This window comes from Yersinia artesiana, assembly GCF_902726545.1.
In the GTDB taxonomy this organism is placed as follows: Bacteria; Pseudomonadota; Gammaproteobacteria; order Enterobacterales; family Enterobacteriaceae; genus Yersinia; species Yersinia artesiana.
Genome location: NZ_CACVAD010000035.1, coordinates 28,873 through 48,457 on the forward strand (window position 1 = coordinate 28,873; position 19,585 = coordinate 48,457).

The following is a 19,585-nucleotide window of genomic DNA, read 5'->3' on the forward strand; positions in this document are numbered from 1 at the left end:
GAGTTATTACCCGCTGGCATCGGATTAACCGTTACCAAAAGTAGCAGGAATAAATGGGGGGAATAAGTATTCCCCGGTTGCCAGTTGGGAAATAAGCTTATTTAAAGTCAACCGCCATTTGTTGCACAATAGACATGCCCAAGCTGGACTCGACACAACAAGCAATATAATCGGTGAAGCGTGGCGACGGCGGCATTCCCAAGCGGAGCAAACGTTCATTACTGAACCGCACGTTAAGCAGGGCAAATGCACCATATAAGCGCATGGCTTTGAGCATTAAACGCTCATTACAGGGGCCAAAAATCCCTTTCAGTTGGTTACGCATTTGTACCAATGCACCGTATTCTACCTGGCAATAATCCGCCCCCATAGGTTTCTGCCGGGCAGCAGTTGACATCGCCTGATCAATCTGGGCAAAACTGACACTGCCCTTCTCTCCGGCTGAAATATGATAGATATTTTCGGGTAAGTTTGGATGCAGTAAAATACACACTAAAGCATCCGCACAATAATCGACGGGAATAACATCGATATAATCATCCAGAGAGCACATGAACTTGCGTAGCATTAATGCCATGCGAAATACCCAAAAAATGCTGCTGGATGGCTGACAGCCCAGCCGGGTATGACCAACCACAATCGATGGTCGGGCAAATACCAAGGGTAGCCCAGGGCATTCTTCAGCTAATAAGCGCTCAATTGCTGATTTAGATTTAGTGTATTCCACCAAATGCGCGTCGTCCTTTGCGGATAAAACCTGCTCGCTCACCACAGAATCAGCATCAGGCGTGCAAGACATGGCGGTTCCCACATGGATGAATCTTTGTAAACCAGCAACCTGCGACATTCTTTTGCCAAAGGCTAATGTGCCATCGACATTCACTTTCCAGATTAGCGGGTTATTACCGAAGGACGCGACAGCAGCACAATTAATAACATGCGTCACCCCATCAATACGCGGGTCATTAATAAAACTGTCCGGTTCAGCTAAATCTCCTAATAAAATATGGCTAACATTAATTTTATTCAGTCGCCCATTAGGGAGATAAAACTTCGCCATATTCTCTCGAATACGAGTCAGCCCCTGTTCCGGTGTATTGGCCCGGACTAATAATAAATAATTAAAATCTGAGTTTTCCAACAATAGCTTTTCGAGCACAGCTCCGCCAAGAAAACCAGTGGCACCGGTTAACAGAAGTGTTTTCACCATGAGTCCTACTTATTATATTCAGTAGGCGGATTGTATGAATAGCTGAGTAAACGGCAGGTAAATATTAGTTGGATCGACACATTTTGGCTGAAACATAATTATTTCAAAATAAATCCTGACGTCCCGCCCCGCCTGAAATGATATTCTAGTGCTAATGCCGTGGGGCACTGCGACTTACCGCGGGCAGTGCCCCATCATAAAGAATGACCATAAGAATTAAGGGTTAAACCGCATAATGTCAGATAACAACAAGCAACCAACATTCTACATTCATGATTACGAAACCTTCGGTCAGCGCCCTGCATTAGATCGCCCGGCACAGTTTGCCGGGGTACGTACCGATTTGGATTTCAATATCATCGAAGAACCGCTGGTGGTTTACTGCACCCCCGCAGATGACTACCTGCCGCAGCCGGAAGCCGTGATGATAACCGGCATCACCCCGCAACATGCCTTAGCCAAGGGGGTGAATGAAGCCGAGTTTGCCCGTCAAATCCATCAGGCTTTTAATGTGCCCGGCACCTGTATTCTTGGTTACAACAATATTCGTTTTGATGATGAAGTTAGCCGCAATATTTTCTACCGCAATTTCTATGATCCCTATGCCTACAGTTGGCAGGGGGGCAATTCTCGCTGGGATTTGCTTGATGTGATGCGCGCCTGTTACGCCCTGCGCCCAGAGGGTATTGTTTGGCCGGAAAACGAAGAGGGTTTACCCAGTTTCAAATTGGAGCATTTGACCAAAGCCAACGGTGTTGAGCACTTGCATGCCCATGATGCGATGTCTGATGTGTATGCCACTATCGCCATGGCAAAGCGGGTAAAACAGGCTCAACCGCGACTATTTGATTACCTCTATCAGCACCGCAGTAAACACAAAATCAACGCATTGATTGATATTGCAGATATGACACCACTGGTTCATGTATCTGGCATGTTTGGTGCAGCACGGGGTAATACCAGTTGGGTTGCGCCGTTGGCATGGCATCCTGAGAATAAAAATGCGGTGATTATGTGCGATCTGGCGGGTGATATGTCGCCCTTGCTAGAGTTGGACAGCGATACACTGCGTGAGCGGCTCTATACCCGCCGCGATAAACTCAGTGCCCAAGATGCCGCCGTGCCACTGAAACTGGTGCATATCAATAAATGCCCGGTACTCGCCCCCGCGAAAACCCTGTTACCGGAAAATGCCGATCGTTTGGGCATTGATCGCCAACGCTGCCTGCAAAATTTGCAATTATTGCGGCAAAATCCGCAAGTACGTGAAAAAGTGGTTGCCCTGTTTGCAGAGGCCGAGCCTTTTGCCGTTTCTGATGATGTGGACGCCCAGTTGTATAACGGTTTTTTCAGTGATGCTGACCGCGCTACCATGAAAATCATCTTACAAACTGAACCGAAAAATCTGCCAGCACTCGATCTGACCTTTCAAGACCCACGGTTGGAAGCATTGTTATTCCGCTTCCGCGCGCGTAATTATCCAAATACGTTGACTGACAGCGAACAACAGCGCTGGTTAGAGCATCGTCGCGAAGCGCTAAGCCCAGAAAAAGTGCAAGACTATGTGCTGCAACTGGAGGAGTTATATAACCAGCATGAGGATGATAAAGAGAAGCTGGCACTGCTGAAAGCCCTGTTTGATTACGCCAGAGATCTGGTGAGCTAGCCTCAGCGGTGATAAGTAGCCAATAAAAAACGGAGCCATTTTCAGGCTCCGTTTGAGGTTAATAACAAAGTGCTTGTAGTGGTGAAAGCAGGCAGATCGTAAAGACGCCGTAAACCCTTCCCTGGGGGCTCGACCCGCGCCTTCCCTGGCGCGGACGCTTTACTCTTCTACCTGCCTTCACCTTGCAAGATCGAGTCCTCAGGGTTTGTCAGCAGTCTGAACGGAGCTATTTTCAGGCTCCGTTCTAGTCAACTATCACTTAATAGCAACACAGTTACTGTGCCAGTTCGCCATTAAACTGTGGCAGTGCCTGACGGAATGCACGAGTTTTCCAGACCATATAAAGCAGGCCAATTGCACCCCATACCAAACCCAACGTCATTGAACTGCTTTCCAGGTTCATCCACAGTACGCCGACTGTTCCTGCGCCAATCATAGGCAGAATCAGGTAGCTGAAATGATCCTTGAACGTTTTGTTACGGCGTTCACGGATATAGAACTGTGAAATCACTGACAGGTTAACGAAGGTAAAGGCCACCAGCGCGCCGAAGTTAATCAATGCTGTTGCGGTCACCAAGTCAAACGAGATAGCAGACAATGCTACGCCGCCCACCAGCAGTACGTTGATTGCCGGGGTACGCCATTTCGGATGCACGTAACCAAACACTTTCTCGGGAAATACTCCGTCGCGCCCCATCACATACAGTAAACGTGAAACGCCGGCGTGTGCGGCCATACCTGATGCCAGAACCGTGACACAGGAGAAACACAGAATAACTGACTGGAAGAACTTGCCCGCAACAAACAACATGATTTCCGGCTGCGACGCATCAGGATCAGTGAAGCGTGAAATATCCGGGAAATAGAGTTGCAGGAAATAAGACACCACAATAAAGATCACGCCGCCAATCAATGCCGTCAGGAAGATCGCTTTCGGGATCACTTTGCCTGCATTCGGTGTTTCTTCAGACAGAGAACTAATGCCATCGAAGCCAAGGAATGAGAAGCACAGTATCGTGGCCCCGGTTATCATCGGCACCAAATGGGCGTTTTCAGAATAGAATGGACGTGGACTAACCAATGTGCCCGCGCCTTCACCCTGATAAACACCATGAATCAGCAGCCCCATAAAGACCACCATGATAGCGACCTGAACCACAACAATAATCGAGTTCAGGTTAGCTACCACATTGATGCCGCGCAGGTTGAACAGCGTCATCAGGCTGACCAGCGCGCCAACAAAAATCCACGATGGCACACCAGGGAAAATCGCTTCGAGATAAATTTTTGCCAACAGAATGTTAATCATCGGCATGAACAGATAGTCCAGCAATGATGACCAACCCACCATAAAGCCGACATTTGGGCTAATGGATTTCTGGGCATAGGTATAGGCCGATCCCGCAGACGGGAAGCGTTTAACCAATTTGCCATAGCTGATGGCAGTGAACAGCACCGCTATCAACGCAATGGCGTAAGACGTCGCGACGTGACCATCGGTCAAGCCGGAAACAATGCCAAAAGTATCGAAAATGGTCATTGGCTGTAAATAAGCCAGACCCATCATCACAACTTGCACCAGCGTCAGTGTTTTTCTAAGTTGAACGCGGTTATTAGCGCCAGTTTGATTGGTGCCGACTGCAACGGTTGCATTATGCGTCATGATTCAGCCTCCCCATACCTTTAACCCAATTTGCAAGTGTCGCTCGCAGGTCAGAGGTGACGGGGAAACTTCGTATCTGCCTGGGATACGTAAGTGGGGAAACGAGAGCGGTGAAACGGGTATGTGCCATACCTGTTGCGCCATAATCGCTGCATGTGCAGCGCATACCGGTGGGCACCGGTGCCAGTGTGAATAATTGCCCCATCTTTCTTTCCTCATAACGGCGATTTTCGTATGTGAATAATCGCTCGCGGACCTGTTTATCTATCCGGATCGTTGTCCGGCCTCTTGATTTGTGAAAACACGAATGCAAAAAAATAACCGACGCGTTTAAACGTCGGTTATTGCATGGCGCGTATTTTGCCCTAACTTGGGAGCAAAAAACAAGATGTTAAACCGCTTGAAACAATATTCTTATGGCAGTTTGATCTAAACAGCTATTCCCGCGTGCTATCAGCGCTGAGCGGCAATTTCTACCCGCTCAATCGCTGCCCACATTTTGTCTGAATTCAGCTCAACAGGCAGATAATGAATTGACTCACTCGGCTTCAGAATTCGGCTAATCACCCGCTCAATGGCATCGCGGTCATTAATATCAACATCCAGTGCCGCCAGATGTGTCGGTAAGCCCAATTGATTAAATGCCACAATCAGTGATTGCAAGGCTTCATCCTGCTCCAACAAGGCAGTCTGAACCAATATCCCATAGGCGACTTTAGTGCCATGCAGGAAATGTTCAGTTTGTGGCAATAGTGTCAAACCGTTATGTACCGCATGTGCAGCCGCCACTCGGGTATAGCGCTCACCCAGCCCACCGACCATGCCGCCACCGGCAATAATGGCATCGACCACATCCAGGAAATCTTGTGTCAACTCACCCTGTTGCACCGCTTGCAATGCGGCTTCACTCTGTTTGAGCAGCACATTGCGAATCTCCAAAGCAGCCTGTAACCCCAAACGAACTGTCAAAGATAACGTTTCTGGTTGCGGACTCAGAACCACCGCTTCGTACCATTTCGCCAGGGTATCGCCAATCCCGGCCAGCAGATATTCCACTGGCGCTTGCAAAATAATGCGCGGCTCGACTAATACTAAGTGATTGGCATCTTTGAAAATTTCAAAATTCAGTGCTTGTCCGGCATCGCTATACCACACTGAAAGCGGTGTCCAGGCCGCACAGGTCGCGGCAATAGTCGGGATTGCCACCAATGGCAAGCCAAGTTTACGCGCCACCACCTTTGCCGTATCTAATACCGCCCCACCGCCAATGCCTATCACGACTTGGCGATCACTGCCCGCCGCACTCACCAAATCAGCAACCGTAGATTCACTGCAATGGGTCGAAAATGAAGCGCGCACCGCCCGAGGGTTGTTAAATTCTGCTGGCAGATAATCAATGGCCGCGGCCAAAGCGCGCTCACCATAGATCCACAGCGCATTTTCCAGTGCCGCCTGAGGATAAAACTCACTCAGTTTGTCGATAGCGTCCGGAAAAGAAAAATAGTTAGCAGGCCCCACCTGCACTCGGATTGCATTCGTGCTCATGCCCCTGTTCCTTTTAAATCATTATTTATTTTAAGTTGTGATGTCATCTGCGTTTTCCCATCTTAAGGGCATACTTATCATTGTTTAATAATTTTTTGATATACCTTAACTATTTTAGTTTGTTGCGAATAATAGAAAATGTGTTAAAAAAGAATGATATCAGCAGCATTATTGACTGCCTGTTTCGTCACAATCTTTTATAGGGCAGTCATCGAAATTATGTCTACCATCACACCCGCCCGCCTTGAGATGCGGAATATCTCTATCTCGTTTTCTGGATTTCATGCCCTGCAACAAGTTGATTTCACACTGGAAGGTGGTTCGACTCATGCCTTAGTCGGTGCTAATGGTGCGGGTAAATCGACCTTAATGGCGATCCTTTCCGGTGCTCACAATCACTATCGCGGTGAGATCTTTATTGATGGTCAGCAGGTAGATATTCACTCACCCCGTCAGGCAAAACAGCATGGTATTCATGTGGTTCAGCAAGAAGTTGATGTTGCGCTGGTTCCAACTCTGTCGGTAGCAGAAAATATTATGCTGGATACGCTGGCTGAACAGGGGCACCTGTTTAACTGGCCACAACTGTACCGTCAGGCAGAGGCCCTGCTAGGGCAACTCGATCTCAAATTGAATGTGCGCCAGCACCTGGAATCCTGCACATTAGCCGAAAAACAGCAGGTGCTACTGGCCCGCGCTCTTTCTCATCAATGCCGTTTTCTGATTCTGGATGAGCCCACCGCGCCACTGGATCAAGAAGAGAGTGCGCGTCTGTTTAGAGTGGTTCGCCGTCTGCAATCCGAAGGGATAGCCATCGTTTTCATTTCGCACCGCATTCATGAATTGCGGGAGGTTTGTGATCAATTGACCGTATTACGCGATGGTCGCAAGGTCAGCCATGATGCAATGGGTGATTTGAGTGGTGAACAAATTGTCGAAAAGATGCTCGGCCATACCTTGGATGATATTTACCCCCCTCGACGCACCGCTTTTAGTGACAAAATCTTATTGTCCGTTAAGGGGTTACATGACCAACACAAGTTACGCGATATCTCCCTGACATTACATGAAGGGGAAATATTAGGGATTGCCGGGTTAGCTGGCGCGGGTAAAACCGAATTGTGCAAAGCCTTGTTTGGTGCCACACCGAGCCGTGTTGATCAGGGTGAATTACAGGGCAAACCGTGGAAACCACGTTCGCCAGACCGCTCCGTCGCGCAGGGGTTGGCTTTGGTGCCAGAAGAGCGACGTAAAGAAGGCATTTTTATCCACGAAGGTATCCCGATGAACCTGAGTGTGGCCGCTGATGACAGTTTTTCCCGCTGGAGTATTTTTAGCCGCCGTCAGGAGTTGAGTTGGGCCAAAGAGCTGATTGCGCGACTGGGAGTACGCACCTCATCACCACAACAAAAACTGGCCCGTTTATCTGGCGGGAATCAGCAAAAAGTGGCGATAGGCAAGTGGCTGCGCGGGAATGCCCAAGTGTTGATTTTTGATGAGCCAACCAAAGGGGTGGACATCAAAGCTAAACAAGATCTGTTCAATCTGATTGATGGGTTAGCGCAGCAGGGAAAAGGCATTATTTATGCTTCCGGTGAATTCTCAGAATTGGTCGGTTTATGCTCTCGTATCTGTGTGTTGTGGGATGGGCGGATTGTGGCCGAATTGAATGCCGCCGATGTCGATGAAGAAACATTATTACTATTTTCAACCGGAGGAACCCCTCAGTGAGTAAAGAAATACCCCTGCCAGACGCGCAGCCGTGGCGTCACCAGTTGTTTGATTTTCTCTACAAATGGGGGATGTTACTCACCGTTGTGGCGCTAATCGCGTTATTTGGCCTGGCCTCAGACAATTTTCTTGATCCTAACAATATCATCAACATTCTGCGCTCCATTGCTATTGTGACGGTGATTGCCATCGGCGTGTCGATCTCCCTGTCGATTGGCGGCTTTGACTTATCAGTTGGCTCCACCGCGTCGCTGGCGAATGCCATCGTGGTATCGCTGTTTGTCTGGTACGGGTTTGGCACTACCGGAGCCATCATCCTGACCTTGCTTATTTGTACTCTGGTGGGGCTGTTTAATGCTTTTCTGATTGTGGTGCTGAAAATCCCCGATATGCTGGCAACCCTGGCCAGCCTGTTTGTGATTCAGGGCGTGGCCATGACGTACAGCTATGGCGGCTCTATCACGCAGAATATGCTGCTACCCAGCGGCGATATGGCGGAAGGCGTTATTCCTGAGATGTTTTCAGCGCTGGGTCAAGTGCCGGTGATAGTGCTTATTATGTTGGCGGTAACGATTGTCGTGCAGTTGTATTTGTCGCTGACCAAACATGGCCGTCGGATGTATGCCATCGGCGGGAATCCGGAAGCGGCACGTTTGGCTGGTATTCGAACGGTGCGTTATCGGGTGCTGGCTTATGTATTGTCATCTCTGCTGGCGGCACTGGGTGGAATTTTGCTGGCATCGAGGATTGGCTCATCACAAGTCAATGCTGGCGGCGGCTATCTGATGGATGCCGTGGCAGCAGCCTATATTGGCTTTTCACTCGCTGGTTCCGGCAAACCCAATGCTTTCGGTACCTTAATTGGCGCGATTATCCTTGGTGTGCTGCAAAACGGGCTGGTGATGCTGTCAGTGCCTTATTACGCGATGGATATCATCAAAGGATTGGTTCTGGCGCTGGCGCTGGCACTGACCTATATTCATCAGAAGCGGTGATATACAGATAAGTGAAAGGCTGTACGTAATGTGCAGCCCTTTCATTATAATTAATTCAAAGGCATTCGATTTGGGTCTGGATATTGATATTCAAACCCCAACTCACTGCAAATCTTACTGCCATCAATCTCGCGTGGTGCTTCCTCTGCCGCTTCTGGTGCAAACTCAGGGGGTGTCAGTTGTAACGCACGTGCGCATTCAGGGTAAAAATCGCGTTTGCGCGGATGGGCTGGTGCGCACAGGTTGTAAATATGACCGCCTCTGGGCAGATTGAGCAGCAATTCGATGGCGGAGATGACATCTTCCTGATGCACCAAATTAACGCCCTGCGAACCGCCTTTCACATTGGTTTTACCTGCAAGGAAACGGCCCGGATGGCGGTCTGTCCCCACCAGCCCCGCCAGACGCAAAATATCCACTGAGGTATTGGGTAATTTGTGCAACCAGAGCTCGAGTTCTGCCAGCGTTTTGCCCGCAGTGGTCACCGGTTGCAGGGGAGAATTTTCTTTGATTCGGCCACGAGTTTCGCCATAAACCGAAGTAGAACTGGTAAAAATAATGCGCGGTACACCGAACGCCAACGCGCTGTCGACCACCATCTGCACCGCTTGAAAATACTGTTCGCCCCCATCCGCTGTACGGCTAGCCGGCAAGGTGATAACCAGTGCATCCACCGTCATTAACTGTTCTAAGTCATCCGGGTCGCAAATCAGCTCCGGCGTCAGTTGCAGTTGATAGCAATTAATTCCGCTCATTCTGGCGGCTTCAACGCCATCTGGCGTGGTTTTACTTCCAACAACCTGCACGCCACGGCGGACCAATGATTGTGCCAGTGGCATACCCAGCCAGCCCAAACCAATAATGGCTACTTTCTTCATCTCAATTACCCTCGACCGGTTCATACCGACAACCCACTCCATACTAATAACCTACGCCAACCAATGTCACCTAACAATTGCTCGATATTATGCGCGTATTTTTATTTGTCGGCGTAATGACTATACGTAACAATTTCCTGCTTAAACTGACAGAAAAATAAGAGATAACCGCTGAAAAGAAAACAATTACTGGCCGATAAACCGCAACTTACTACCGAGGAATAAAGCCATCGGGTGAAAAAAAGGTTGCGTGCTACCCGCTGGATGGTTTACGTTGATTGACAGAAATTATGGCACGTCACAATTATGGCTATTTTGATTATGTCAGAAAGCCCAAACAGAGAAGCAACTATGAATCGCGTTCAATTTAATCACCATCATCACCATCATCCTGACTAGTCTTGCAGGCCGATGTGTGCTGGAAGACGGTTAACGAATCTTCCAGGTGGCGGTAGAACGCAATAGAGAAAGCCCTCGGAAGATAATCTTCCGAGGGCTTTTTTGTTGCTCACCATTTTATAAAGTTAAAAGAGAAGAGGATTACCATGCTGGATAAAACACGTTTACGCATTGCGATGCAGAAATCAGGTCGCCTCAGTGACGATTGCCATGAGCTGTTGTCGCGCTGCGGGATTAAAATCAATTTACAACAACAACGCCTGATTGCCTTTGCTGAAAATATGCCAATCGATATCCTGCGTGTACGTGATGACGATATCCCAGGGCTGGTGATGGATGGTGTGGTTGATTTAGGGATCATTGGCGAAAACGTACTGGAAGAAGAGTTACTGAGCCGCCGTGCTCAAGGCGAAGACCCACGTTACTTCACCTTGCGCCGTCTGGATTTCGGTGGTTGCCGCCTGTCACTGGCCGCGTCGCTGGATACCGAATATACCGGCCCACAATGTTTACAAAATAAACGTATCGCTACCTCTTACCCGCACATTTTAAAGCAATACCTTGATAAACAAGGTGTGACTTTTAAATCCTGTTTGCTGAACGGTTCAGTTGAAGTGGCACCACGTGCCGGTTTGGCCGACGTCATCTGTGATCTGGTGTCAACCGGTGCCACGCTGGAAGCTAACGGCCTGCGCGAAGTCGAAGTGATTTACCGCTCTAAAGCCTGCCTGATTCAGCGCGATGGCGAAATGCCAGCCGCGAAGCAAGAGCTGATTGACCGCCTGATGACCCGAATTCAAGGTGTGATTCAAGCGCGCGAATCCAAATACATCATGATGCACGCGCCAAGTGAACGTCTGGACGAAATCATCACGCTGCTACCGGGTGCCGAGCGCCCTACCATTCTGCCATTAGCCGGTGACAAGAGCCGCGTAGCGATGCACATGGTGAGTAGCGAAACTCTGTTCTGGGAAACCATGGAAAAACTGAAGGCGCTGGGTGCCAGCTCTATTCTGGTATTACCGATTGAAAAGATGATGGAGTAAGTAATGCAGCCGACGAATTTCAATACCTTAATCGACTGGCAGCAATGCAGCGAAGAGCAGCAAAAAGCGCTGCTGAGCCGCCCGGCTATTAATGCTTCTGAGCGGATCACCGCGACCGTCAGTGAAATCCTTGACCGGGTAAAAGCTGAGGGTGACAGCGCCTTGCGTGATTTTAGCCAACGCTTTGATACCGTGCAGGTGGCTGATATTCGCATCAGTCGCGATGAAATAGCCGCTGCTGCCGGGCGCTTGAGTGACGACATCAAGCAAGCTATGGCGCAAGCGGTACGTAATATTGAAATCTTCCACCACGCGCAAAAAATGCCCGTGGTGGATGTTGAAACTCAACCGGGCGTGCGTTGCCAGCAAATCACCCGCCCGATTGCCTCCGTCGGCCTGTATATTCCCGGTGGCTCTGCTCCGCTACTGTCTACCGTGTTGATGCTCGGCACCCCGGCGCGCATTGCCGGTTGCCAGCGCGTTATTTTATGTTCTCCTCCGCCTATTGCTGATGAAATTCTGTATGCCGCGCAATTGTGCGGTATCCAGGAAGTGTTCCAAATTGGCGGAGCGCAGGCGATTGCTGCCATGGCATTTGGTAGCGAATCAGTGCCGAAAGTGAATAAAATCTTCGGGCCGGGCAATGCTTACGTTACAGAAGCAAAACGTCAAGTCAGCCAACGTTTGGACGGTGCCGCAATAGATATGCCAGCAGGCCCATCTGAAGTATTGGTGATCGCTGACAGCGGCGCGACACCGGCGTTTATCGCCTCAGACTTGCTGTCTCAGGCCGAGCACGGCCCCGACTCACAAGTGGTGTTACTGACACCCGATGCCGCGATAGCTCAGGCCGTTGCAGTCGAAGTTGAGCAACAACTTAAGCAGTTGTCGCGCGCTGACATTGCCCGTCAGGCACTGGAAAGTAGCCGGTTGATCATCACCAAAGACTTGCAGCAATGTATTGATATCAGTAATCAATACGGGCCAGAGCACTTGATTCTGCAAATACGCCAGCCGGAAGATATTATCGATAAGATTGATAATGCTGGTTCAGTGTTTATGGGGGACTGGTCGCCAGAATCAGCGGGTGATTATGCCTCCGGCACCAACCACGTATTACCGACTTATGGTTACACCTCAACCTATTCCAGTTTGGGACTGGCTGATTTTGTTAAGCGCATGACCGTGCAGCAATTAACCCCGCAGGGCTTACTGGGTCTGGCATCAACCATTGAAACGCTGGCTCAGGCTGAACAACTGACCGCCCATAAAAACGCCGTTACCCTACGCGTCGCTGCCCTGACAGCCGCCCAAAAGGAGCAAGCATGAGCCAATCTACCAATGTCACTGAGCTGGCCCGCGCCAACGTCCGCGCCCTAACCCCATATATGTCTGCCCGCCGTCTGGGCGGTAATGGCGATGTATGGCTCAATGCCAATGAATACCCATTAGCGACGGAATATCAACTAACGGCGCAGACCTTCAACCGCTACCCTGAATGCCAGCCTAAATTGGTTATCGAGCGTTACGCTGCTTATGCCGGTTTAGCAACGGAACAAGTCTTGGTCAGCCGTGGAGCTGATGAAGGGATTGAGCTGCTCATCCGCGCCTTCTGCGAGCCGGGTCAGGATGCCATTCTGTTCTGCCCACCGACCTATGGTATGTATGCCGTCAGCGCCGAAACCTTTGGTGTTGAATTGCGCACCGTACAAACGAAAGCGGATTGGCAGCTAGATTTACCGGCGATTAAAGCCAGTCTGGATCGAGTGAAACTGATCTATATTTGCAGCCCGAATAACCCAACCGGTAATTTGATCAACCCGGCTGATTTGCGCGAAGTACTGGAGTTGGCACAAGGCCGCGCTATTGTGGCTATCGACGAAGCCTATATTGAGTTCTGCCCACAGGCCTCAGTGAGCGGCTGGCTAAAAGATTATCCGAATTTAGTTATTTTGCGCACCTTATCGAAAGCCTTTGCATTAGCTGGGTTACGTTGTGGCTTTACCCTGGCGAACAGCGATATCATCCAATTGCTGCTTAAAGTGATTGCACCTTATCCATTATCGACACCGGTGTCGGATATCGCCGCGCAAGCACTCAGCCCGCAGGGTCTTGAGCAAATGCGCCAGAGAGTCAGCGAAGTAACAGCCAATCGTGCATGGCTGCAAAATGAACTGCAAAAGTGCGCCTGTGTTGAGCAAGTATTTACCAGTGAGAGTAACTATTTACTAGCGCGCTTCACCGCTTCCAGTAGCGTATTCAAAACACTGTGGGATCAGGGCATTATTTTACGCGATCAGAACAAGCAACCAGGTTTGTCCAATTGTCTGCGTATCACAATAGGTACCCGTCAGGAATGTGAGCGTGTGATTACCGCCCTTGCTCCCCTGCCAGGCGTTGATAGTCCGAATAACACCAATACCGCCAGCCTCCGTAAGGAAACGATATGAGCCAGAAATTTCTTTTTATTGACAGAGACGGCACCCTAATTGCCGAGCCGCCGGAAGACTATCAGGTTGACCGGCTGGATAAACTGGCGCTGGAGCCAGATGTGATACCGGCATTATTAGCGCTGCAAAAAGCGGATTACCGTTTGGTCATGATCACTAATCAGGATGGCTTGGGTACCGCCAGTTTCCCGCAAGAAACCTTTGATCCACCACACAACCTGATGATGCAGATTTTCAGCTCTCAGGGGATCAATTTTGAGCAGGTCTTGATTTGCCCACACTTACCGGCGGACAACTGCGCTTGCCGCAAACCTAAAACCGCCTTAGTTGAAAGCTATTTGGCCGAAGGCGTAATGAATAGTGCCAACAGCTATGTTATCGGCGACCGCGAGACTGACCTGCAACTGGCGCAAAATATGGGCATCAGTGGCTTGCGCTATCAGCGCGATGGCTTGAATTGGTCACAAATTGCTAAGCAACTGACCCAGCGTGATCGCCATGCTCACGTTAACCGCGTCACCAAAGAAACTGCCATTGATGTCGATGTCTGGCTGGATCGCGAAGGCGGTAGCAAGATAAAAACTGGCGTCGGCTTCTTCGACCATATGCTGGACCAAATCGCCACTCACGGCGGCTTCCGCATGGATATCCAGGTCAGTGGCGATCTGTATATCGATGATCACCACACCGTAGAAGATACCGCACTGGCCTTAGGCGAGGCGATTAACAACGCCTTGGGCGACAAACGAGGTATTGGCCGTTTTGGTTTTGTACTGCCAATGGATGAATGCCTGGCTCGCTGTGCACTGGATATTTCTGGTCGACCACATTTGGAATACAAAGCGGAGTTTAACTATCAGCGCGTTGGCGACCTGAGTACCGAGATGGTCGAGCACTTCTTCCGCTCCCTCTCTTATGCTATGGCCTGCACCTTGCACCTGAAAACCAAAGGCCGTAATGATCACCACCGGGTAGAAAGTCTGTTTAAAGTGTTTGGCCGAACCTTACGCCAGGCCATCCGTGTTGAGGGTAATACCCTGCCAAGTTCCAAAGGGGTGCTTTGATGGATGTGGTGATTCTGGATACGGGTTGCGCCAACCTCTCCTCTGTCACCTACGCGGTGCAGCGTTTAGGTTATGCACCGGTTATCAGCCGTGACCCGGAAATCGTTCTGCGCGCCGATAAGCTGTTTTTACCCGGTGTGGGCACCGCTCACGCGGCGATGGATCAGTTGAAGCAACGCGATCTTATTGAGCTTATCAAGAGTTGCACCCAACCGGTGCTGGGTATCTGCCTCGGAATGCAATTACTGGCAACCAGCAGTGAAGAGAGCGGCGGTATTGAAACGCTCGGTATTATTGATACACCGGTAAAACAGATGATGGACTTCGGTTTGCCACTGCCGCATATGGGTTGGAATCAGATTACTGCGCAAGCGGGCAATCATCTGTTCCGTGGTATCCCAGACGGAACTTATTTCTACTTTGTGCACGGATATGCAATGCCAATATGCCCAAATACCATCGCCCAAGCCAATTACGGCGAGCCGTTTACCGCCGCAGTCGAAAAAGACAACTTCTTTGGCGTGCAGTTTCATCCGGAACGCTCCGGAGCGGCTGGAGCCCAATTGCTGAAAAACTTTCTGGAGATGTAAGCACCATGATTATTCCCGCTTTGGATTTGATCGAAGGCAAGGTGGTGCGTTTGCATCAAGGCGATTACGGCCAACAGCGCGACTATGGCAATCACCCTTTGCCGCGCTTGCAGGATTATCAGCAGCAAGGTGCTCAAGTATTACATCTGGTCGATTTGACCGGTGCTAAAGATCCCGCCGCCCGCCAGATCCCGTTATTGCGTGAGCTACTGGCCGGTGTTGATGTCCCGGTGCAAGTTGGCGGCGGTATTCGTAATGAGCAAGATGTTGTCGCACTGCTGGAAGCTGGCGCAACACGTGTTGTCGTTGGCTCAACCGCCGTTAAACAGCCGGAAATGGTGCAACAATGGTTTGAGCGCTACGGTGCTGAAGCCATTGTATTGGCACTGGATGTGCGCATTAATGATGCGGGCCGCAAAGAAGTGGCGATCAGTGGCTGGCAGGAGAACTCCGACACCACACTGGAGCAAATTGTCGAACAATATCTGCCTTTCGGCCTAAAGCATGTGCTATGCACAGATATCTCCCGCGATGGCACCTTAAGTGGCTCGAATGTCGAACTGTATCAGGAAGTGTGCCAACGTTACCCACAAGTGGCATTCCAGGCCTCTGGCGGCATTGGTTGTCTGGATGATATTGCCCGTTTGCGCAGCAGCGGTGTGCAAGGTGTGATCGTCGGCCGTGCACTGTTGGACGGCAAATTTAACGTGAAGGAGGCGATTGCATGCTGGCAAAACGTATAATTCCTTGTCTGGATGTAAAAGACGGCCAAGTAGTTAAAGGCGTCCAGTTCCGCAATCATGAGATCATTGGCGATATCGTGCCGTTGGCACAGCGCTACGCGCAGGAAGGCGCTGATGAGCTGGTATTTTACGATATCACTGCCTCCTCTGATGGACGGGTGGTTGATAAAAGTTGGGTATCACGAGTTGCGGAAGTGATTGATATTCCGTTCTGCGTCGCAGGTGGCATTAAGAGTGTGGAAGATGCCGGTCAAATCCTGACTTTCGGCGCGGATAAAATCTCTATCAACTCACCCGCACTGGCTGATCCGACGTTAATTACCCGCCTGGCCGATCGCTATGGCGTACAATGCATAGTGGTGGGTATTGATACCTGGTATGACGAGGAAAGTGACAGCTATCAGGTTTATCAATTTACCGGCGATGAGAAGCGGACCAAAGCCACCACCTGGCAGACTGAAGATTGGATAAAAGAAGTCCAGTTACGCGGAGCCGGTGAGATTGTGCTGAATATGATGAATCAAGATGGCGTGCGTAACGGCTATGATTTGCGCCAATTGAAACAGATGCGGGCCATCTGCCATGTTCCGCTTATCGCCTCTGGCGGTGCCGGAACACCAGAGCACTTCCAGGAAGCATTCCGTGATGCGGATGTCGATGGTGCGCTAGCCGCCTCTGTATTCCATAAGCAAATCATTAATATCGGCGAATTGAAAAAGTATTTGTCTGAACAAGGCGTGGAGATAAGAGTGTGTTAAGCGAACAACAAATTAACCAACTGGATTGGGAAAAAGTCGACAATCTGATGCCAGCCATCGTTCAGCATGCCGTATCTGGCGAAGTTCTGATGATGGGGTACATGAACCAAGAAGCGCTGGCGGTGACAGAAGAAACCGGCAAAGTCACTTTTTTCTCTCGCACTAAACAGCGTTTATGGACCAAAGGCGAAAGCTCTGGCCATTTCCTCAATGTCGTTAATATCTACCCAGACTGCGACAATGATACCCTGCTGATTCTGGTCAATCCTATCGGCCCAAGCTGTCATTTAGGCAATAATAGTTGCTTTGCACCGGCTGCCAGCGACTGGGGCTTCTTGTATCAACTGGAACAGTTGTTAGCCTCACGTAAATCAGCAGATCCAGCCAGTTCTTACACCGCAAAACTGTATGCCAGCGGGACTAAACGTATCGCGCAGAAGGTGGGTGAAGAAGGGGTAGAAACTGCCCTCGCTGCAACAGTGAATGACCGCGAAGAGCTAACAAATGAAGCATCAGATCTGATGTATCACTTGCTGGTGTTATTGCAGGATCAGGACTTGGATCTGAGTAAAGTGATAGGCCGCCTGCGCGAACGTCACGAGAAGTAATTACCTGATTGCCTTTCTTATCAGCAAAAAAACGCCCTCGACTCAGCATCGAGGGCGTTTTTATTAAGGCAAATATCAAATACTGAAGTTTTGCTTGCCCGCAGTAAGACAGGAGAAACACTCAGATCGTAAAGACGCCATTAATCCATCCCTGGAGGCTCGAGCCGCGCCGTCCTGGCGCGGACGCTTTACTCTTCTGAGCATTCCACCTGTTTTAAGTCATCGAATCCTCTTTGCCAAAAAAATTAAGACAAAGCGTAATCTGTTAAAAGGATTACTCCATCCACTCGGTGTGGAACACGCCTTCTTTATCAGTACGTTTGTAAGTATGCGCACCAAAATAATCGCGCTGCGCCTGAATCAGGTTGGCTGGCAGCACAGCTGAGCGGTAGCTATCGTAGTAGTTAATCGCCGCAGAGAATGTTGGTGTTGGGATACCGTTTTGAACAGCGTAAGACACCACATCACGCAATGCTTGTTGGTATTCATCAGCGATTTGCTTGAAGTAAGGTGCTAACAGCAGGTTCGCAATATCCGCATTTTCGGCATACGCATCAGTGATTTTTTGCAGGAACTGAGCGCGGATGATGCAACCAGCACGGAAAATCTTAGCGATTTCACCGTAATGCAGATCCCAGTTATTTTCTTCAGAAGCGGCTTTCAACTGAGAGAAGCCTTGCGCATAGGACACGATTTTACCCAAGTACAATGCGCGACGGATTTTCTCGATAAACTCAGCTTTATCACCCTCGAAAGGTTTCACTGTAGGGCCAGTCAACACTTTAGAGGCCGCAACGCGTTGATCTTTCAGGGAGGACAAGTAACGGGCAAACACAGATTCAGTGATCAGTGTTAATGGCTCGCCTAAGTCCAGAGAACTTTGGCTAGTCCATTTACCGGTGCCTTTGTTCGCTGCTTCATCCAAAATTACGTCAACCAGATATTTACCGGCTTCGTCTTTTTTGGTGAAGATATCCTTTGTGATATCAATCAGGTAGCTATTCAGCTCGCCTTTGTTCCACTCAGCAAAGGTGCTTGCCAGCTCTTCGTTGCTCAAGCCCAAAGACTGTTTCAACAGAGAGTACGCTTCTGCGATCAACTGCATGTCGCCGTATTCGATGCCGTTATGAACCATTTTAACGTAATGACCAGCACCATCTGCACCGATATAAGCAACACAAGCATCACCATCGTCAGCGCGGGCGGCAATTTTTTCAAGAATAGGTGCAACCAGCTCGTAGGCTTCTTTCTGCCCACCAGGCATGATAGATGGGCCTTTCAATGCCCCCTCTTCACCACCAGAAACACCGGTACCGATAAAGTTGAAGCCTTGCGCAGAAAGTTCGCGGTTACGGCGGATGGTGTCTTTGTAATATGTATTACCACCATCAATCAGAATGTCACCTTTATCAAGGTGCGGCGTTAGTGAAGCGATGGTCTTATCAGTAGCTTCACCCGCTTTCACCATCAGCAGGATACGACGCGGCTTTTCTAGTGAATCAACAAATTCTTCCACGGTATAGCTCGGCACCAGATTTTTACCTGGATTTTCGGCAACGACTTCGTCAGTTTTGTCTGATGAACGGTTAAAAATAGAAACGGAATAACCACGGCTTTCGATGTTGAGCGCCAGGTTACGGCCCATCACCGCCATACCGACAACGCCAATCTGTTGTTTGGACATTAAAAAAACTCCTGTCTGAGAGATGACACCTGTTATCAGCCTTGAAGCCAACAGGTTTTTGCTGTGGGAAACATGTTAACTCAGGATTATGTCAGCTGGGTAGTGATTGGTGCGATAGATAGCACAACTGACCAGTTGCTGTTCGCGCACGTTTGTCAGGGTTTTCTGTCTAGCCGAAACAAAATGATGTACCAGCCAGAAATGAGCATAAAATCACCTAACCATTCATTATTGCCCACAAAGACAGCTATTCAATACAGATAGGCTTTTAAAGACGCAATTCGCTTCTCCTGGTCCCATTCGATAATATCCACGCCACTCACTAAATCATCATTTAACTTCAGGGTAAACTCTACAATTGTAGTATTTCCATCAACAAAGATATCTTTAGATTCAAACTGAAGACTTTCATATTTATCAAATAATACCTTAAGCATTTCAATGACACTATCCTTGCCAGTTATATCAACATCTGGGTCTATAAGCTTGATGGTATCTGACATCATGTTTGCAAGAGCTACAATATTTTTGGCATTAAAAGCATCAATATATAAT

At 49.3% G+C, this 19,585-nt stretch carries 18 protein-coding genes and 1 other annotated feature; of the genes, 12 read left to right on the forward strand and 6 right to left on the reverse strand.

What is annotated here, in order from left to right; genetic code table 11:
• Positions 1–97: 97 nt before the first annotated feature.
• Positions 98–1,207, reverse strand: coding sequence for an SDR family oxidoreductase (locus HU019_RS13160; RefSeq protein ID WP_174847384.1), 1,110 nt, complete (start codon positions 1,205–1,207; stop codon positions 98–100).
• A 238-nt stretch (positions 1,208–1,445) separates the two neighbouring features.
• Between HU019_RS13160 and sbcB the strand changes: the two genes are divergently transcribed.
• Complete coding sequence (gene sbcB, locus HU019_RS13165) at positions 1,446–2,876, forward strand: exodeoxyribonuclease I (protein WP_174847352.1); 1,431 nt, start codon at positions 1,446–1,448, stop codon at positions 2,874–2,876.
• Between the two features lie 274 nt (positions 2,877–3,150).
• On the opposite strand, the gene HU019_RS13170 is transcribed toward sbcB, so the two are convergent.
• Together HU019_RS13170 and HU019_RS13175 are read right to left on the reverse strand one after the other, a co-directional pair.
• Complete coding sequence (locus HU019_RS13170; protein ID WP_174847353.1) at positions 3,151–4,539, reverse strand: APC family permease; 1,389 nt, start codon at positions 4,537–4,539, stop codon at positions 3,151–3,153.
• A gap of 453 nt (positions 4,540–4,992) precedes the next feature.
• Positions 4,993–6,084 (reverse strand): oxidoreductase, encoded by a 1,092-nt coding sequence (locus HU019_RS13175; protein ID WP_174847354.1) that lies wholly within the window; start codon positions 6,082–6,084, stop codon positions 4,993–4,995.
• Positions 6,085–6,303: 219 nt separating this feature from the next.
• Between HU019_RS13175 and HU019_RS13180 the strand changes: the two genes are divergently transcribed.
• Together HU019_RS13180 and HU019_RS13185 are read left to right on the forward strand one after the other, a co-directional pair.
• The gene (locus HU019_RS13180) at positions 6,304–7,815 is read left to right on the forward strand and encodes a sugar ABC transporter ATP-binding protein (RefSeq protein ID WP_174847355.1); all 1,512 of its coding nucleotides are present in this window, start codon (positions 6,304–6,306) and stop codon (positions 7,813–7,815) included.
• Positions 7,812–8,810: an ABC transporter permease gene (locus HU019_RS13185; protein ID WP_174847356.1), complete on the forward strand. Its 999-nt coding sequence runs from the start codon at positions 7,812–7,814 to the stop codon at positions 8,808–8,810. The genes HU019_RS13180 and HU019_RS13185 overlap by 4 nt, the downstream gene beginning before the upstream one ends.
• Before the next feature lie 50 nt (positions 8,811–8,860).
• Here the strand turns inward: HU019_RS13185 and HU019_RS13190 are convergent, their stop codons facing one another.
• Positions 8,861–9,688 (reverse strand): SDR family oxidoreductase, encoded by an 828-nt coding sequence (locus HU019_RS13190; RefSeq protein WP_174847357.1) that lies wholly within the window; start codon positions 9,686–9,688, stop codon positions 8,861–8,863.
• Positions 9,689–10,039: 351 nt separating this feature from the next.
• Between HU019_RS13190 and hisL the strand changes: the two genes are divergently transcribed.
• From hisL to hisIE, 9 genes are all read left to right on the forward strand, one after another.
• Positions 10,040–10,087 carry a his operon leader peptide gene (gene hisL / locus HU019_RS13195; protein ID WP_002231208.1) on the forward strand — a complete coding sequence of 16 codons (48 nt, stop codon included), beginning with the start codon at positions 10,040–10,042 and terminating at the stop codon, positions 10,085–10,087.
• Positions 10,063–10,193, forward strand: a sequence feature (His leader region). It overlaps the preceding gene by 25 nt.
• A 40-nt stretch (positions 10,194–10,233) precedes the next feature.
• Positions 10,234–11,133, forward strand: a complete 900-nt coding sequence (hisG, locus tag HU019_RS13200; protein WP_050075240.1) for an ATP phosphoribosyltransferase — start codon at positions 10,234–10,236, stop codon at positions 11,131–11,133.
• Between the two features lie 3 nt (positions 11,134–11,136).
• On the forward strand, positions 11,137–12,462 hold the full coding sequence (gene hisD, locus HU019_RS13205) for a histidinol dehydrogenase (RefSeq protein ID WP_174847358.1): 1,326 nt from the start codon (positions 11,137–11,139) through the stop codon (positions 12,460–12,462).
• Complete coding sequence (gene hisC, locus HU019_RS13210; RefSeq protein WP_174847359.1) at positions 12,459–13,583, forward strand: histidinol-phosphate transaminase; 1,125 nt, start codon at positions 12,459–12,461, stop codon at positions 13,581–13,583. Before hisD ends, hisC begins: the two co-directional genes overlap by 4 nt.
• A complete protein-coding gene (hisB, locus tag HU019_RS13215; RefSeq protein WP_019081011.1) occupies positions 13,580–14,647 on the forward strand; it encodes a bifunctional histidinol-phosphatase/imidazoleglycerol-phosphate dehydratase HisB in 1,068 nt (355 codons plus the stop codon). The genes hisC and hisB overlap by 4 nt, the downstream gene beginning before the upstream one ends.
• Positions 14,647–15,237 carry an imidazole glycerol phosphate synthase subunit HisH gene (gene hisH, locus HU019_RS13220; protein WP_174847360.1) on the forward strand — a complete coding sequence of 197 codons (591 nt, stop codon included), beginning with the start codon at positions 14,647–14,649 and terminating at the stop codon, positions 15,235–15,237. Before hisB ends, hisH begins: the two co-directional genes overlap by 1 nt.
• A gap of 5 nt (positions 15,238–15,242) precedes the next feature.
• Positions 15,243–15,980 (forward strand): 1-(5-phosphoribosyl)-5-[(5-phosphoribosylamino)methylideneamino]imidazole-4-carboxamide isomerase, encoded by a 738-nt coding sequence (gene hisA / locus HU019_RS13225; protein ID WP_050122611.1) that lies wholly within the window; start codon positions 15,243–15,245, stop codon positions 15,978–15,980.
• A complete protein-coding gene (hisF, locus tag HU019_RS13230) occupies positions 15,962–16,738 on the forward strand; it encodes an imidazole glycerol phosphate synthase subunit HisF (protein WP_174847361.1) in 777 nt (258 codons plus the stop codon). Before hisA ends, hisF begins: the two co-directional genes overlap by 19 nt.
• Positions 16,732–17,346 (forward strand): bifunctional phosphoribosyl-AMP cyclohydrolase/phosphoribosyl-ATP diphosphatase HisIE, encoded by a 615-nt coding sequence (gene hisIE / locus HU019_RS13235; RefSeq protein ID WP_174847362.1) that lies wholly within the window; start codon positions 16,732–16,734, stop codon positions 17,344–17,346. Before hisF ends, hisIE begins: the two co-directional genes overlap by 7 nt.
• Positions 17,347–17,620: 274 nt before the next feature.
• On the opposite strand, the gene gndA is transcribed toward hisIE, so the two are convergent.
• Together gndA and HU019_RS13245 are read right to left on the reverse strand one after the other, a co-directional pair.
• Positions 17,621–19,030: an NADP-dependent phosphogluconate dehydrogenase gene (gndA, locus tag HU019_RS13240; protein ID WP_050162624.1), complete on the reverse strand. Its 1,410-nt coding sequence runs from the start codon at positions 19,028–19,030 to the stop codon at positions 17,621–17,623.
• Positions 19,031–19,281: 251 nt separating this feature from the next.
• Positions 19,282–19,585 (reverse strand): nuclear transport factor 2 family protein (locus HU019_RS13245; RefSeq protein ID WP_174850493.1); only part of this gene is annotated, 304 nt, incomplete at its 5' end.